At 67.6% G+C, this 13873-nt stretch carries 12 protein-coding genes; 6 read left to right on the top strand and 6 right to left on the bottom strand.

Features of this window, described 5'->3' with window-relative positions; translation table 11 throughout:
- Positions 1–6 precede the first annotated feature (6 nt).
- Positions 7–2460: a hypothetical protein gene (locus CSQ92_RS00180; protein WP_099392911.1), complete on the bottom strand. Its 2454-nt coding sequence runs from the start codon at positions 2458–2460 to the stop codon at positions 7–9.
- Positions 2461–2585: 125 nt separating this feature from the next.
- The gene (locus CSQ92_RS00175) at positions 2586–3599 is read right to left on the bottom strand and encodes a serine/threonine protein kinase (protein WP_099392910.1); all 1014 of its coding nucleotides are present in this window, start codon (positions 3597–3599) and stop codon (positions 2586–2588) included.
- Positions 3600–3701: 102 nt separating this feature from the next.
- Here CSQ92_RS00175 and CSQ92_RS00170 point away from each other — a divergent pair, with 102 nt between their 5' ends.
- The 6 genes from CSQ92_RS00170 (at position 3702) to CSQ92_RS00145 (ending at position 10004) form a co-directional block, all read left to right on the top strand.
- Positions 3702–4400 (top strand): UPF0149 family protein, encoded by a 699-nt coding sequence (locus CSQ92_RS00170; RefSeq protein WP_034785080.1) that lies wholly within the window; start codon positions 3702–3704, stop codon positions 4398–4400.
- 78 nt (positions 4401–4478) lie between these two features.
- A complete protein-coding gene (locus CSQ92_RS00165; protein ID WP_099392909.1) occupies positions 4479–5399 on the top strand; it encodes a LysR family transcriptional regulator in 921 nt (306 codons plus the stop codon).
- A 116-nt stretch (positions 5400–5515) separates the two neighbouring features.
- Positions 5516–7039, top strand: coding sequence for an MFS transporter (locus CSQ92_RS00160; protein ID WP_099392908.1), 1524 nt, complete (start codon positions 5516–5518; stop codon positions 7037–7039).
- 27 nt (positions 7040–7066) lie between these two features.
- On the top strand, positions 7067–8137 hold the full coding sequence (locus tag CSQ92_RS00155) for an HlyD family secretion protein (protein WP_034785075.1): 1071 nt from the start codon (positions 7067–7069) through the stop codon (positions 8135–8137).
- Positions 8134–9573: an efflux transporter outer membrane subunit gene (locus CSQ92_RS00150; protein ID WP_099392907.1), complete on the top strand. Its 1440-nt coding sequence runs from the start codon at positions 8134–8136 to the stop codon at positions 9571–9573. The genes CSQ92_RS00155 and CSQ92_RS00150 overlap by 4 nt, the downstream gene beginning before the upstream one ends.
- Positions 9570–10004, top strand: coding sequence for a hypothetical protein (locus CSQ92_RS00145; RefSeq protein WP_176374955.1), 435 nt, complete (start codon positions 9570–9572; stop codon positions 10002–10004). Before CSQ92_RS00150 ends, CSQ92_RS00145 begins: the two co-directional genes overlap by 4 nt.
- A gap of 9 nt (positions 10005–10013) precedes the next feature.
- Here the strand turns inward: CSQ92_RS00145 and CSQ92_RS00140 are convergent, their stop codons facing one another.
- Genes CSQ92_RS00140 through CSQ92_RS00125 form a run of 4 tightly spaced genes read right to left on the bottom strand, consistent with a single transcriptional unit; the run spans position 10014 to position 13859 of the window.
- On the bottom strand, positions 10014–10802 hold the full coding sequence (locus tag CSQ92_RS00140; RefSeq protein ID WP_099394528.1) for an ATP-binding cassette domain-containing protein: 789 nt from the start codon (positions 10800–10802) through the stop codon (positions 10014–10016).
- 8 nt (positions 10803–10810) lie between these two features.
- Positions 10811–11863 (bottom strand): FecCD family ABC transporter permease, encoded by a 1053-nt coding sequence (locus tag CSQ92_RS00135; RefSeq protein ID WP_099392906.1) that lies wholly within the window; start codon positions 11861–11863, stop codon positions 10811–10813.
- A complete protein-coding gene (locus tag CSQ92_RS00130) occupies positions 11860–12786 on the bottom strand; it encodes a heme/hemin ABC transporter substrate-binding protein (protein ID WP_099392905.1) in 927 nt (308 codons plus the stop codon). The genes CSQ92_RS00135 and CSQ92_RS00130 overlap by 4 nt, the downstream gene beginning before the upstream one ends.
- Positions 12774–13859, bottom strand: coding sequence for a hemin-degrading factor (locus tag CSQ92_RS00125; RefSeq protein WP_099392904.1), 1086 nt, complete (start codon positions 13857–13859; stop codon positions 12774–12776). The genes CSQ92_RS00130 and CSQ92_RS00125 overlap by 13 nt, the downstream gene beginning before the upstream one ends.
- Between the last annotated feature and the right edge of the window lie 14 nt (positions 13860–13873).

The following is a 13873-nucleotide window of genomic DNA, read 5'->3' as shown; positions in this document are numbered from 1 at the left end:
TCCTGCCTAGCGTGAGCGCCAGACAGCGCCTGCAGATTCATTCGGCTGCGTCAGGCGCTCGATCACTTCGCGCGTCAAACTGGCCGAGCTGACCTGTTCCGCTTTCGCGCGGGCGGCGGTCAGGGAACTGGAAAACGCGCTTTGCGGCTGCTCCAGGCTGGCGCGCAAGGCGGCCAGTTCGCGCTCTTGCTGCTGCGCGCGCGCCGTTTCCAGGTCCAGCAATTGCTGCTTGGCGATGGCCATCGCGCGTGTCGTCTCGGCCGCCTTGCGCTGCAGGGCGGCATGGGCCAGGGCACTGGCCAGCAAGGCTTGCTGCGCGGCGAGCTTCTCGCTGGCCGCCTGCTGCGCGGCCAGTTCCAGCTGCTCGCGCTGGCGCATGACTTCCAGCGCCTGCTGCTCCATGGCGGCGCGCGCTTCGGCGGCCACCGTCGCCTGCTTTTCCGCTTCCAAGCGGCCGGCAATGGCTTGCGAGGCGCGCTCTTCGGCACTGCTGGTCTGGCGCTGCTGCACCAGCTTCTGCGCGATCAGGGCCAGCGACTCGCGTTCGGCCGCGACGAAATCGCGCTCGGACGCCAGCAGCGCATCGGCCGCTTGCGCCTTGGATTCTTCCACGCGGGCGCGCTCGGCATGCACTTGTCCCAGTTCCACGGCCAGGCGCGCCTGTGCCTGTACGGCTTGCGCGGCAGCGGCTTTCTGTTCGCCTTCGACCAGGGCCTGATCCATCAAAATACGGATGGCGTCCGCTTCTTTTTGCGCCGCTTCCGTCAAGGCCTGTTCGGCCGCCTGCTGGCCGCGCAGCAGTTCCGCTTGCGCGCCTTCGGCGGCGATGCGTTCCTGCGCCGCGTTGAACGCCAGCGCTTCCGCTTCCAGTTTCTCTTTCAAGGCGACGATGGCGGCTTGTTCGGCGGCCAGGCGCTCCTGCTCCGCCTGCAGCAGCTGCTCTGCCTGCTGCGCTTTTTCCTGTGCCAGTTGCGACGCCTGTTCCTGCGCGGCCAATGTCGCCCGGCCGGCATCGACCTCGGCCTGCTCGGCTTCATTCTGGCTGGCGGCCAGTTCCGCGGCCTGGCGCGCCAGTTCGGCCCGTTCGTGCGCCAGGCTGGCGGCGCGCTGCTGCTCTTCCAGTTCGCGGGCTGCCGCCACGGCGGCGGCCTGCTCGGCCGCTTCGCGTGCCTTGGTTTCTTCGAGGGCCGCCGTTTCCGCTTCCAGCTTGGCGTGGCCAGCGATTTCCGCATCCTGTTCGGCGGCGACGCGGGCCAGCGCCACGGCGCGCAGCTGGCGGTCTACCTCGATGCGCGCTTCGGTGGCGGCCAGGATACGCACGTCCGCATCGCGGCGCGCCTGCGCGCTGGCCACGGCGACCATTTCCAGGCGCTCGCGGTGGATGGCCGCGTCGCGCAATTCCTTTTCCGTCTGCAGGCGCAAACGCAGCGATTGCGCCGCATGGCGTTCCGATTCCGCCTGCGCCAGGGCGATGGCTTCGCGTTCCTGTTCCAGGTGCGCCAGCGCGCGCGCTTCTTCCAGGGCGCGCACTTCGGCGGCAGCGCGGTTGAAGGCCGATTCCAGCGCGATCTGGTCGGCGCGCTCGCGCTGCACCGTCAAGTCCAGCGCTTCGCTTTCCGCTTCGGCCAGCATCTGCGCCGTCTGGCGCGCACCGTGCGCATGGCGCTCGCGTTCACGCGCCAGCACGGCGACTCTTGCATCGGCCGAGGCGATGCCCACCATTTCTTCCTTGGCTGCCTGCACGGCGGCGACGCGCTCGACGGCCTGCAGGCGCGCCTGCTCCGTCTGCACCTGCAATTCTTCGGCGGCGCGGGCGGCCTGTTCGGCCAGTTCCGACTGCACGGCCACCTGCTCGCTGGCGCGCAAGCGGCTTTCCTGTTCCGCGCGCGAACGCTGTTCGGCGGCCAGGCGGATTTCATTGTCCGACTCCACGCGGGCGCGCAGTTCCGCCGTCTCCTGCTTGACGGCTTCCAGGCGGGCCACGCTGGCTTGCGCGGCAGCGCGCATGGTGTCGAGACGTTCGCGGTTGGCGGCAATCGCTTCTTCGGCTGCCTGTGCATTTTGCTGTGCGGCCGCGGCGGCGGCGGCGTCGATGGCGGCGCGGTCCTCGGCCAGCGAGCGCACGCGCGCCTCGGCCAGCGCGCGGCTTTCGGCGGCGCAGGTGGCCTTCGCTTCCGCTTCCACGCGGGCAATCGCCTCGTGGATGGCTTTCAATTCCATTTTCTGGCGTTCGGCGGCCGGTGCCTTGCCATCAACTTCGGCTGCCGGCCCGGCTTGCGGCTCGGGCATCGCGGCGACAGGAGCGGCAAGAGCGGCAGGAAGCGGCGCTGGCGCATCGGCCTTGCGCTCCAGGTCCTTGAAATCATGCAGCGAGACCATGCTGTCCTGGTCGAACTCGTCGTCGGCGGAATACGCGACGGTGAGGGAGGCGGCCTGGCGCTGATTTTGCTGTGCTTGCATGATTTCTCGCTTATTCGGGTGAATTCCGTTGCTTATGGGAATTTATTAGCACCATTATCGAGTAAGCACATGCAAATCAGCACTGCAAGAAGAGCGACTTTTACCACGCTTTTCGGGCGTTTAGGTCAAATGGGCCAGAGCGGCGCCTCATCCATCAGGGCAACCTGTTCCCTGAGTTCCAGGATGCGGTCCTGCCAGTAGCGCTGCGTGTTAAACCACGGGAAGGCGACGGGGAAGGCGGGATCGTCCCAGCGGCGCGCCAGCCAGGCCGAATAATGGATCAGGCGCAGGGTGCGCAGCGCTTCGACCAGGTACAGCTGGCGCGGGTCGAAGTCGCAAAAGTCTTCGTAGCCGGCCAGGATGTCGCTCATCTGGCGCACCATGTCGCCCCGCTCGCCCGACAGCATCATCCACAGGTCCTGGATGGCCGGACCCATGCGGCTATCGTCGAAATCGACGAAATGGGGGCCGGCATCCGTCCACAGCACGTTGCCGCCATGGCAATCGCCATGCGTGCGCAGCAGGGCCACGTCGCCCGCGCGGTCATAGCAGCGCTTGACGCCGTCGAGCGCCTGCTGCGCCACGCTGGAATAGGCGGCCAGCAGTTCGGGCGGCAGGAAATTGCCCTCCAGCAAAAATTCGCGCGGCTCGACGCCGAACGTCTGGTGGTCGAGCGCCGGACGTTCCTTGTAGGTGGACAGCGCGCCGACGGCGTGGATGCGGCCGATGAAGCGCCCTATCCATTCCAGCGTCGCCGGGTCGTCCAGCTCGGGCGCGCGGCCGCCGTGGCGGGGGAAGACGGCAAAGCGGAAGCCCTGGTACTGGTGCAGGGTGCTGCCATGGATTTCCAGCGCCGGCACCACCTGGATTTCGCGCTCGACCAGCTCGGACACGAACGCGTGCTCTTCCAGGATGGCCGTATCGCTCCAGCGCTCGGGACGGTAGAACTTGGCCACCAGGGGCGCGCTGTCTTCGATGCCCACCTGGTAGACGCGGTTTTCATAGCTGTTCAGGGCCAGCAGACGGCCATCGCCGCGCAGCCCCACGCTGTCGAGGGCGTCGAGCACGCAATCGGGGCTCAGGGCGGAAAAGGGATGGACGGGCCGGTCGTCCTCGTGCGGCTGGTTTTCATTGTGCATAAGCGACATTGTAAGGCGCGCGCGGGCCGCCGGTGCAAACACTTAGGTGAGGAAGCGCCGCTAGGCGTATACTGTCTGCTTACATTCAATAAAGAGCAAGCCATGCAACTCGAACAGCCATTATCAGAAAAAGAATTCGACGAATTAGACCAATTCCTGTTGTCGGAGCGCTGCTCCGAAGACGCGATGACCATGGATATGCTGCACGGCTATCTGACGGCCGTCGCCATCGGCCCGGAACCGATCATGCCGGCCGAATGGTTGCCGCGCGTGTGGGGCGAAGATGCCGAAGATGCGCCGAAATTCAAGAACAGCAAGGAAGAAGAGCGCATCGTCAACCTGATCATGCGCTTCATGAACGAAGTGCTGGTGACGTTTGAAGTGGCGCCGAAGGAATTCGAAGCCCTGTTCGTCGAGCATGACTACGAAGGCCAGACCCTGATCGACGCCGAAGCCTGGTGCTGGGGCTTCTGGGACGGCATGGAGCTGCGTCCTGGCTCGTGGAATGAAATCTGGGATTCCGAAGTGGCCGAGCTGATGCAGCCGATCTACCTGCTGGGCGCCGACGAAATCAAGGAAGAAGAGCTGAAACTGGTGGAAGACCCGGTCAAGGCGCACAAGCTGGCGCAGGAACTGGAAGCGAACCTGCCGGCCATCCACCGTTTCTGGGTCCCGCGCCGCAAGGCTCCCGTGCAGACCATGAAGCGCGAAGAGCCGAAAGTGGGCCGCAACGACGACTGCCCTTGCGGCAGCGGCAAGAAGTTCAAGAAATGCTGCGGCGCCGAGCCGGCAGCCGAGTAATCCCGCAGTAGCATCACTGTCTGCGCCGGCGTCCTGCCGGCGCAGCGCTGGCGCTGGCCCCCGGGCTATAATCGCCGCATGAAACTCCCTGACCTGAACCTGCTCGTCGCCCTCGACATCCTGCTCGAGGAAGGCAGCGCCGTTGCCGCCGCGCGGCGCATGCATTTGAGCGCACCGGCCATGAGCCGCACCCTGGCGCGCATCCGCGACGCCATCGGCGACCCCGTCTTCGTGCGCTCCGGGCGCGGCCTGGCGCCCACCCCGCGCGCGCTGGAATTGCGCGAGCAGGTGCGCGGCGTGGTGGAGCAGGCGCACGCCATCTTCACGTCGGGCCGCGAAGTGGACTTGCGCACGCTGGAACGCACCTTCAGCCTGTGCGCCAATGACGTGTTTGTCGGTTCCTACGGCGGCAAGCTGCGCGACCTGCTGGCCCGCCATGCGCCGCACACGGTGCTGCGCTTCGTGCCAGAGGGCGACGGCGCCACGGAAAACGACGCCCTGCACGCTGGCCGCATCGACCTGTACATCAGCGCGCGGCGCGCCTTCGCGCCCGACATCAAGCTGCAGCAGCTGTTTACCACCGGCTTTGTCGGCATCGCCCGCAGCGACCACCCGATCTTCGACGGCCCCATCAACCTCGACAGCTTTACCGAATACGAACATATCAGCGTCTCGCGGCGCGGCCTGGCGCGCGGTCCCTTCGACACCATCCTGGCCGAGCGGGGCTACACGCGCCGGGTCTCGCTGATCAGCCCCAACTTCCAGTCCGCCATCTTCGCCGTGGCCGATTCGCGCCTGCTGCTGCCGCTGATGCCCACGCCCCTGCTGGCCATCGTCGAGCGCCTGGGCTTGAAGCTGCGCACCTTCCAGCTGCCCATCCCCGTCGACAGCGTGGATGTCTTCCAGGCCTGGCACCCGCGCCTCGACCACGACCATGCGCACCGCTGGCTGCGCCGCATGATCAAGGAGCTGTGCGACGGCACGCCGCCAGACGCTTAGGGTCTGAGCCCACAATCATTGCGCCAGACGCAATTCAGAATTCATTAATTATCAATTTTCACAAGATTGACGGCTACCTATACTGCGTGGACTGATCCTCATCCACGGAGTTCCCTGTGTCTGCTGTACCCCTTCCTGGCGCCGCCCCCGCGGCCGCGCCGCCCGCGCCTCCCATCTTCGGACTGCGCCTGGCCACGGGCCTGGCTGGCGTGCTGCTGGCCGTGCTGGTATCCGGCCTGAATGAAAACATCACCAAGGTCGCGCTGGCCGACATCCGCGGCGCCATGGGCATCGCGCGCGACGACGCCAGCTGGCTCGTCGCCCTGTATGCGGCCGCCTCGGTCTCGGCCATGGCGTTCGCGCCGTGGTGCTCCGTCACCTTTTCGCTGCGCCGGCTGACGGCCACCGCCATCATCGTCTGCATGGCCGCCGGCGTGCTGTGCCCGTTCGCGCCGAACCTGTTCGTGCTGATGGTCCTGCGCGTGGTGCAGGGCGCGGCCGGCGGCGCCCTGCCGCCCATGCTGATGACGGTGGCGCTGCGCTTCCTGCCGCCGAACATCAAGCTATATGGCCTGGGCGGCTATGCGCTGAGCGCCACCTTCGGTCCCAGCCTGGGCACGCCGCTGGCCGCCTTCTGGACCGAGTACCTGGGCTGGCAATGGGCCTTCTGGCAAGTCGTCCCGGGCAGCATCGTCGCCCTGCTGATGGTGTCCTGGGGCTTGCCGCAAGACCCGCTGCGCCTTGAGCGCTTGCGCCAGTTCGACTGGCGCGGCCTGCTGCTTGGCCTGCCCGCCATCAGCATGCTGGTGGTGGGATTGCTGCAGGGCGAACGCCTGGCGTGGTTCGCCTCGCCGCTGATCTGCGTGCTGCTGGGCGGCGGTCTGTCGCTGCTGGTGCTGTTCTTCATCAACGAGTGGTCGCACCCGCTGCCGTTCTTCAAGCTGCAGCTGCTGTCGCGGCGCAATCTCAGCCATGCCCTGCTGACCCTGGGCGGCGTGCTGTTCGTGCTGCTGGCCGTGATCCTGATTCCCTCGTCCTACCTGGCGCAGGTGCACGCCTACCGCCCGCTGCAAACGGCGCCCGTGATGCTGATGGTGGCGCTGCCGCAATTGATCGCCCTGCCGCTGGTGGCCGCCCTGTGCAACATCCGCGCCGTCGACTGCCGCTGGGTGCTGGCCATCGGCCTGGCCCTGCTGGCCCTGTCCTGCGTGCTGGGCGCGCGCATGTCGCCGGACTGGATACGCACGCATTTCTACCTGCTGCAAGCGGTGCAGATCTTCGCGCAACCGATGGCCGTGATTCCCTTGCTGCTGCTGGCCACCACGGGCCTGGCGCCGCAGGATGGCCCGTTCGCCTCGGCCTGGTTCAACACCATCAAGGGCATGTCGGCCGTCGTCGCCACCGGCGTGCTCGATGCGCTGATCACGCGCCGCAACCATTTTCATTCGACGGTGCTCAGCGAACGCCTGGGCAACCTGCCGGCCGGCGTGGACATGGCGGGAATTGCGCAGCGCATGCATGCGCAAGTCGTCACCCTGACCTCGTCCGACCTGTACCTCACCGTGGCCGCCATCGCGCTGGCCATGATTGTGATCATTCCCATCCTGCCGACGCGCGTATTCCCTCCGCGCGCCGCCTGATTTCCATTTTTACGAAAGAGCTTCACCATGCAAACACCCATACTGCGCTCGCGCGCATTTCTTCTCGGCCTGGCCCTGCTGGCCTGCGCCCTCGCCTTTTGCGCCTGGCAACTGCTGTTCGCCCGTGGCGACGAACAAGCCACCGACGACGCCTTTGTCAGCGCCGACTACACCGTGCTTTCCCCCAAGGTGGGCGGCATCGTGCGGGAAGTGCTGGTGGAAGACAACCAGACTGTCAAGGCGGGTCAGCTGCTGGCGCGCATCGACGACCGCGACTACCAGGCCGCCGCCGCCTCGGCCCGTGCCGAGGTAGCCGGCGCCGAAGCGCAACTGGCGAATGCCCGCGCCACCTTGCAGCGCCAGCAATCGGTGATCGAACAAGCCAGCACCCTGGTCGACGCCAACCAGGCGGAAGACAAACTGGCGCAGCAGGAACTGGCCCGCTCGCAGCACCTGGCTGGCCAGGGCGCGGGCAGCGTGCAGAACGCGCAGCAGGCGCAATCGCGCTTCGACGTGAGCCGCGCGCGCCTGGCGCAAAACCGCGCCGCCCTCGTCGCCACCCGCAAGCAGACGGAAATTTTGCAAGCGCAGCAAGGCGCGGCCGAAGCGGCCTTGCTGCGCGCCAGCGCCAGCCTGCAACGGGCCGAACTGGATCTGTCGCATACGCAGCTGCGCGCCCCCATCGACGGCATCGTCGGACGCCGCATCGTGCGCGTCGGCGCCCTGGTGGCTCCCGGCGCCAGCCTGATGGCCGTGGTGCCCCTGAACCGCAGCTTTGTCGTCGCCAATCTGCAGGAAACCCAGCTGACCCACGTGCGCCAGGGCCAGCGCGCCAGCATCGCCGTCGACGCCTATCCGGGCGTGCTCCTGCACGGCACGGTGCACAGTATCGCGCCGGCCACGGGCGTGACCTTCGCCGCCATCGCGCCGGAAAACGCCACCGGCAACTTCACCAAGGTGGTACAGCGTATCCCCGTCAGGATCGCGCTCGATCCGGGCCAGGATGGCGACGCCCGCCTGCGCGTGGGCATGTCGGCCGAAGTGCGCATCGATACGGCCATGCGCCGTCAACATCTGCAACAGGTGAGCGCGCGATGAAAGCATGGATACTCTTCACGGCCTTGGGTCTGGCCGGCTGCGGCAGCGTCGGCAGCGATTTCCAGCGCCCGCACCATGATCTGGGACAGCAATGGCGTCAGGCGCAGGATGCCCGCTTCGCCGCACAGCAGGATGGCGCCATCGAGCAGCGCTGGTGGGACAGCTTTGGCGATACCACCCTGTCGTCACTGCTGCAGCGCGCCGCCGGCGCCAACCTCGACGTGCTGGCGGCCGCCAGCCGGCTGGAGCAAAGCCGCGCCGCGCGCGGAGTCATCGGCGCCGCGCAAGGCCCGTCGCTGGGTGCGAATGGCGGCTACAGCCGCGCGCGCAACAGCGAACAGGGATTGAGCGACCCGTCGCGCAACAATGGCCAGTCCGCCTACAACCTGTGGCAAAGCAACCTTGACGCAGCCTGGGAACTGGACCTGTGGGGCCGCGTGCGGCGCGAAGTGGAAGCGGCCGATGCACGCGTCGACGTGGCAGTGGAAACGCAGCGCGGCGTGCTGCTGGCCGTGCTGGCCGAAACGGCGCGCGACTACATCGAGCTGCGCGGCGCGCAGCAGACGCTGGCCATCACGCAGCAGCTGCTCGATATCGCCCGCCATACCTTGAACCTGACCAGCATCCGCCTGCGCGAAGGTGTGGCGACGCAGCTCGACGAGGCCGAGGCGGCGGCCCATGTCGCCACCATCGAAGCGCGCCTGCCGCCGCTGCAGCAGCGCGAAGCGCGCCTGGGCAATGCCCTCGCCCTCCTGCTGGCGCTGCCGCCGCAAGGCTTGCGGGCGGAACTGGCGGCGGGCAAGGACATTCCCGCCATGACCATGCAGGTGCAGCTGGGCGTGCCGAGCAGCCTGGCCGAACGGCGGCCCGACATCCGCCGCGCCGAAGCGCAGCTGCACGCGGCCACGGCCGCCATCGGCGTGGCGCAGGGCGATTTTTATCCACGCATTACGCTCTCGGGCAGCGTCGGCCTGCAAGCGATGCAGCTGTCCGACATCGGCTGGGACGCCAGGCGCTTCGCCTTCGGCCCCGGCTTCAGCGTGCCCCTGTTCGATGGCGGCCGCCTGCGCGGCAACCTGCAACTGCGCGAGGCGCAGCAGCAGGAAGCGGCCATCGCCTACCGCCAGACGGTGCTGGCCGCCTGGCACGAGGTGGAGGATGCGCTATCTGGCTACCAAGCCAACGCCCGCCGCCAGGCCAGCCTCGATGAAGCCGTCAAGCAGGGACGGCGGGCGCTGGGCAGCGCGGAACTGCAGTACCGCCAGGGCGGCACGGACCTGATCAACGTGCTGCATGTGCAAAACACCTTATTGAACAACGAAGCGGCGCTGGTCGACAGCTGTGCCACCGCGTCGCTGTCGCTGGTCCAGGTCTACAAGGCGCTGGGCGGCGGCTGGCAAGCACTTTCAACCACCTCGCAAGGAAGCACGCCATGAAACCGAATCCCGCACATTTCTCCATCCACGACGTCAGCGACTTTCCCGTCGTGCGCTTTCGCCCTGAAACGGCCGTTACCGGCTATGCCCCGCTGTGGGAAAACGACATGGACGCCCTGCTACGCCATGGCGAACCGTTCGTCATGCTGTTCGAAGAGGAACGCAGCGATGAAGCGCACATCGACCGCAAGCGGCGCGGCCTTTGGCTCAAGCACAACAAGGTAGCGCTGGCCGCCATTTGCCGGGGCCTCGTATCGGTCGAGGCGGACGCGGAACAGCGCGCGCGCCTGCAGGCGATGGCGGCCGGCGCCACGAAAGCCTTCGGTATCCTGCAGGAGGTGGCGGCCACGCGCGAACAGGCCGAGGCCCTGATGGTATGGCTGCTGGGCAGCGGCCAGATGGCGCGGCCGCGCACGGCGGACGTGTGGTGAGTGAATGGCTCAGGCGGCCCTGCGGACGGCGCGTCTGGCAGGGATGACGCACACGTCGCCATCGCTGCTGGTCGCCGTCGTCAGGGCGATGCCGTACAGCGCGGCCAGGGCCGGCACGGCGCCGGCATCGCTGGCGATATCGGCCACCAGCTGGCCCGAACGCACCAGCAGCAATCGCTCGAAGCCCAGCAAGGCGTGATTGATGTCGTGCAGGATGGCGATGACGGCGTGGCCGCGCGCGGCGCAAAACTGCTGCAGGCTGTCGAGCAAATCGAACTGCAGGCCGGGATCGAGCGCCGCCAGCGGTTCGTCGACGAGTATCAAGCCATCCTGTACGTCCCACATCTGCGCGAAGATGCGCGCCAGCTGCACCCTGGCCTGCTCGCCGCCGGACAGGGTATCCAGGCGGCGGCCCAGCAAATGCCCGGCGTGCGCCAGGGTAGCCGCGTCCTGCACGATCCGCCCCAGCTGCGGGTCGACCAGGCGCGCCACCCGTCCCAGGCCGATCACCAGCTCGCACTGCAGTCCGAAGGCCACGTTCGAGCCCTGCGGCAGGACGGCGCGGCGCCGCGCCAGGTCGGCCAGCGGCCACTGCGCCAGCGGCCTGCCCGCGAACGCCACCTGGCCCGCCTGCGGGTGCAGTTCGCGCGCCATCAATTTGAGCAGGGTCGACTTGCCAGCGCCGCTGGGGCCCAGGATGGCGACGCGCTCGCCGGCCGCGATCCGCAGATTGAACGGGCCGAAATACTGCTGGCCCAGTTGTGTGGTGGCGAAGGAGAGTTCCAGCAGGGGCGTCATGTTCACCTCTAGGCTGTGCCGTGGCGGAAGCGCCGCAACAGCATCAGGAAAAATGGCCCGCCCAGCAAAGCCGTGAAAATGCCGACGGGGACTTCCGCGGGAATGGCGACCGTGCGCGCCAGCGTGTCGGCCAACAGCAGCAGCAAGCCCCCCATCAGCATCGCCAGGGGCAGTACCTTGCGCTGGTCGGCGCCCAGCCAGGTGCGCACCAGGTGCGGCGCGATCAGGCCGATGAAGCCGATGCCGCCGCACCAGGCGACGGCAAAGCCCGTCAGCACGGCCACCAGCACGATGACCTGCGTGCGCAGCCTGCCCACATCGATACCCACGTGCAGCGCCTGCGCCTCGCCCAGCGCCAGCGCATTCAATGAGCGCATCAGGAAGCGCGTGGCCCACAGCGCGCCGGCCAGCACCAGCAGCAAAGCCGCCACCTGGCGCCAGCTGCCGGCCGACAGCGAACCGAGGGTCCAGAAAGTCAGGGTGCGCAACTGGTCGTCGCTGGCCAGGTAAATGCACAAGCCCATGACGGCCACCGTGATGGCGTTCAGCGCCACGCCCGTCAGCAGCAAGCCGACGATGGAGCCGGGGGTGGCCCAGCGCGCAACCCTGTCAAGCAGCACGCAGATCAGCATGGCGCCGGCGAACGCGGCGGCCGGCAGCAGCCACACGCGCAGCTCCGGCGCCACGTGCAGGCTGGCCGCGAAGACGATGGTGGCCGCGCCCGCGCAGGCGGCGCCGCTGCTCACGCCCAGCAGTCCCGGATCGGCCAGCGGATTGCGGAACAGCCCTTGCGTCAGGCCGCCGGCCAGCGCCAGCGCGGCGCCGATCAGGATGGCAAACAGGGCGCGCGGCAAACGGATATGCCATAGCACATACGCGCCGCCGGACAGCTTCTCCTCGCCAGATTGAAACGGCGCCAGCCAATCGGCCAGGGTCACCGGCACGGCGCCCGCCTGCACGGCGATGATCAAGCCGACAAACAGCGCCACGGCCAGCAGCCCGCCAGCGCCCCAGCGTGGCCAGCGCCACGGGGCGACAGACGCCAGGGAGGCCACGTTCATGCCGTCATGGCTTTGGCGAAGGCGGCGTCGAGTTCGCCCAGCGCCTGCGGCATGCGCGGGCCAAAGCCCAGCAGCAGCATGGCTTCCAGCGACACGATGCGGTGCTTGCGCCCGGCCGGCGTCTGCGCCAGGCCTGGCAGCTTCAAGATGCCGTCCACGCCGCCCGAGGCCTTCAGCCCCTGATCCGTGACGAGCACGATGTCGGGCCGCGCGGCGATCACGGCTTCCGGCGTGAGCGGCTTGTAGCCGGCAAAACCGGCCGATCCCCCCATCACGTTGACGGCGCCCGCATACGCGAGCATGGCGTCGGCGCCCGTCTCGCGCCCGCCCACCATCACCTGGTTGGGCGCATGGGCGAGGATGAACAGCACGCGCACAGGCGCGTGGCTGCGCAGGCGCACCTTGCCCAGGGCGCCGTCCCACTGCTGCTGCAAGGCTTGCGCCAGGCGCGCGGCGAGGTCGGCGCGTCCCGTGATCTGGCCCACCTGTTTCACCCGTTCGAGCAAGCCTTCGAATTTGTTATTCGCGTTCAGCACCGCCACCGGCACGCCCGCGTCGCGCACCTGGCGCAGCACCGTTTGCGGTCCCGCTTCCTCGGTGGCGATCAGCTGCGTGGGCGCCAGCGACAGCACGCCCTCGGCCGACAAGGTGCGCGCATAGCCCACCTGCGGCAGCTGTTGCGCCACGGCCGGATACAGCGAGGTTGTATCGACGCCCACCAGTTCCCCCTGCGCTTCCAGCGCATAGACGATTTCCGTCAACGCGCCGCCCACGCTGACGATGCGCCGCGCCTTGACCATCGGCTTGGCCGCGTCGCTGACGGCGGCCAGCACCTGCATCGGCGCGGCCAGCGCCAGCGCTCCCGCCCCCATTTTTTTCAGCGCGATGCGGCGCGCCACGCTGGCGGCGATCATGCGGCGCATAGTTCGCCCTCCTGCAGCACCCGCTCGACGACGTTGCGCCATTCGCACAATTCGTGCACGCCCGGCTTGCGTTCGCCGAAGAACATGACGATGGTGTCGCCCTTGGCGTCGAACAGTTCCACCGATGTCACCAGGCCATCGACGGTCGGCTTTTTCACCACCCAGGCGCTGGCGATATGGTCTTCGCGCAAATGCAGGTTGAAGCGCTGGTCCAGGACATTGATCCACGGCCCCATCACGGCGATCTTGTGCACGGGCCCCGAATGGATCTGGATCATGCCGGCATTGCCGACGAAGGCCATGATGGCCACCTTTTCGAGGGCGGCATTATTGAGCAGGTCGAGCACGCAGGATTTGTCGAGCTGCTGCACGAAACGCGCCTCGGCCAGGCGCAGGCCTTGCAGGCGCGAGACCGAGTATTTTTTCAGCACGGTGAAAAATTCATGCGTGTCGCGCAAGTCGGCCCAGGCGGCGCGAAAGCCGGCCACGTCGATCTGCGCGTCGGGCAGTTCCGCCGGCGGCGGCGCCGGCGCCGTCACGGCAATGCCGGCCGCCTGATCCGCATCGGCGAAGCGCGCCACCAGCGCGTCGTAGGCGGCCAGGTCGCTTTGCGGCTTCATGAAAATCTTGTGCACGGCGTGGCCGGCCGCATCGAAAAATTGCAGGCTGCGCTGCACTTCCTTTTCGCCCATCTCGCGAACGGCAAAGCCATGCGCCCATTGGCGGTAAAACACGCGCAGGTCGATATCGCCACCGAGCACCAGGCCCACGTGGTTGTTGTGGCTGGCTTTTCGATACACGCCCGTCTTTTCATGCACGCACGAGGCGTTGCGCGTCAGCGCCATGACTTCGCCCAGCGGTTCCAGGGCGGCGATGATGGCGGGCCAGTCGGCCTGCAGGCGCTCGGCGCCCAGCAAGGCACCATCGGCCAGCGACAGGCCGGCGTGTGCGGCGATCAGCTCGCCTTCGGAAATGGCCAGTTCCTCGGCGATATCGCGGTGGCGGGCTTTCTTTTCGCGACGCAGGCGGGCAAATTCGCCGGCGACCAGCTCGGTATTGCAAATAGGGGGCATGCTCGTCACGGTGT

Source organism: Janthinobacterium sp. BJB446 (assembly GCF_002735655.1).
In the GTDB taxonomy this organism is placed as follows: domain Bacteria; phylum Pseudomonadota; class Gammaproteobacteria; order Burkholderiales; family Burkholderiaceae_D; genus Janthinobacterium; species Janthinobacterium lividum.
This window is presented reverse-complemented; position numbering and strand designations above follow the sequence as displayed.

Coding starts and splice junctions, on each gene's coding strand:
- CSQ92_RS00180 (WP_099392911.1), bottom strand. CDS start 2,460: ATGCAAGCACAGCAAAATCAGCGCCAGGCCGCCTCCCTCACCGTCGCG.
- CSQ92_RS00175 (WP_099392910.1), bottom strand. CDS start 3,599: ATGCACAATGAAAACCAGCCGCACGAGGACGACCGGCCCGTCCATCCC.
- CSQ92_RS00170 (WP_034785080.1), top strand. CDS start 3,702: ATGCAACTCGAACAGCCATTATCAGAAAAAGAATTCGACGAATTAGAC.
- CSQ92_RS00165 (WP_099392909.1), top strand. CDS start 4,479: ATGAAACTCCCTGACCTGAACCTGCTCGTCGCCCTCGACATCCTGCTC.
- CSQ92_RS00155 (WP_034785075.1), top strand. CDS start 7,067: ATGCAAACACCCATACTGCGCTCGCGCGCATTTCTTCTCGGCCTGGCC.
- CSQ92_RS00150 (WP_099392907.1), top strand. CDS start 8,134: ATGAAAGCATGGATACTCTTCACGGCCTTGGGTCTGGCCGGCTGCGGC.
- CSQ92_RS00145 (WP_176374955.1), top strand. CDS start 9,570: ATGAAACCGAATCCCGCACATTTCTCCATCCACGACGTCAGCGACTTT.
- CSQ92_RS00140 (WP_099394528.1), bottom strand. CDS start 10,802: ATGACGCCCCTGCTGGAACTCTCCTTCGCCACCACACAACTGGGCCAG.
- CSQ92_RS00135 (WP_099392906.1), bottom strand. CDS start 11,863: ATGAACGTGGCCTCCCTGGCGTCTGTCGCCCCGTGGCGCTGGCCACGC.
- CSQ92_RS00130 (WP_099392905.1), bottom strand. CDS start 12,786: ATGCGCCGCATGATCGCCGCCAGCGTGGCGCGCCGCATCGCGCTGAAA.
- CSQ92_RS00125 (WP_099392904.1), bottom strand. CDS start 13,859: ATGCCCCCTATTTGCAATACCGAGCTGGTCGCCGGCGAATTTGCCCGC.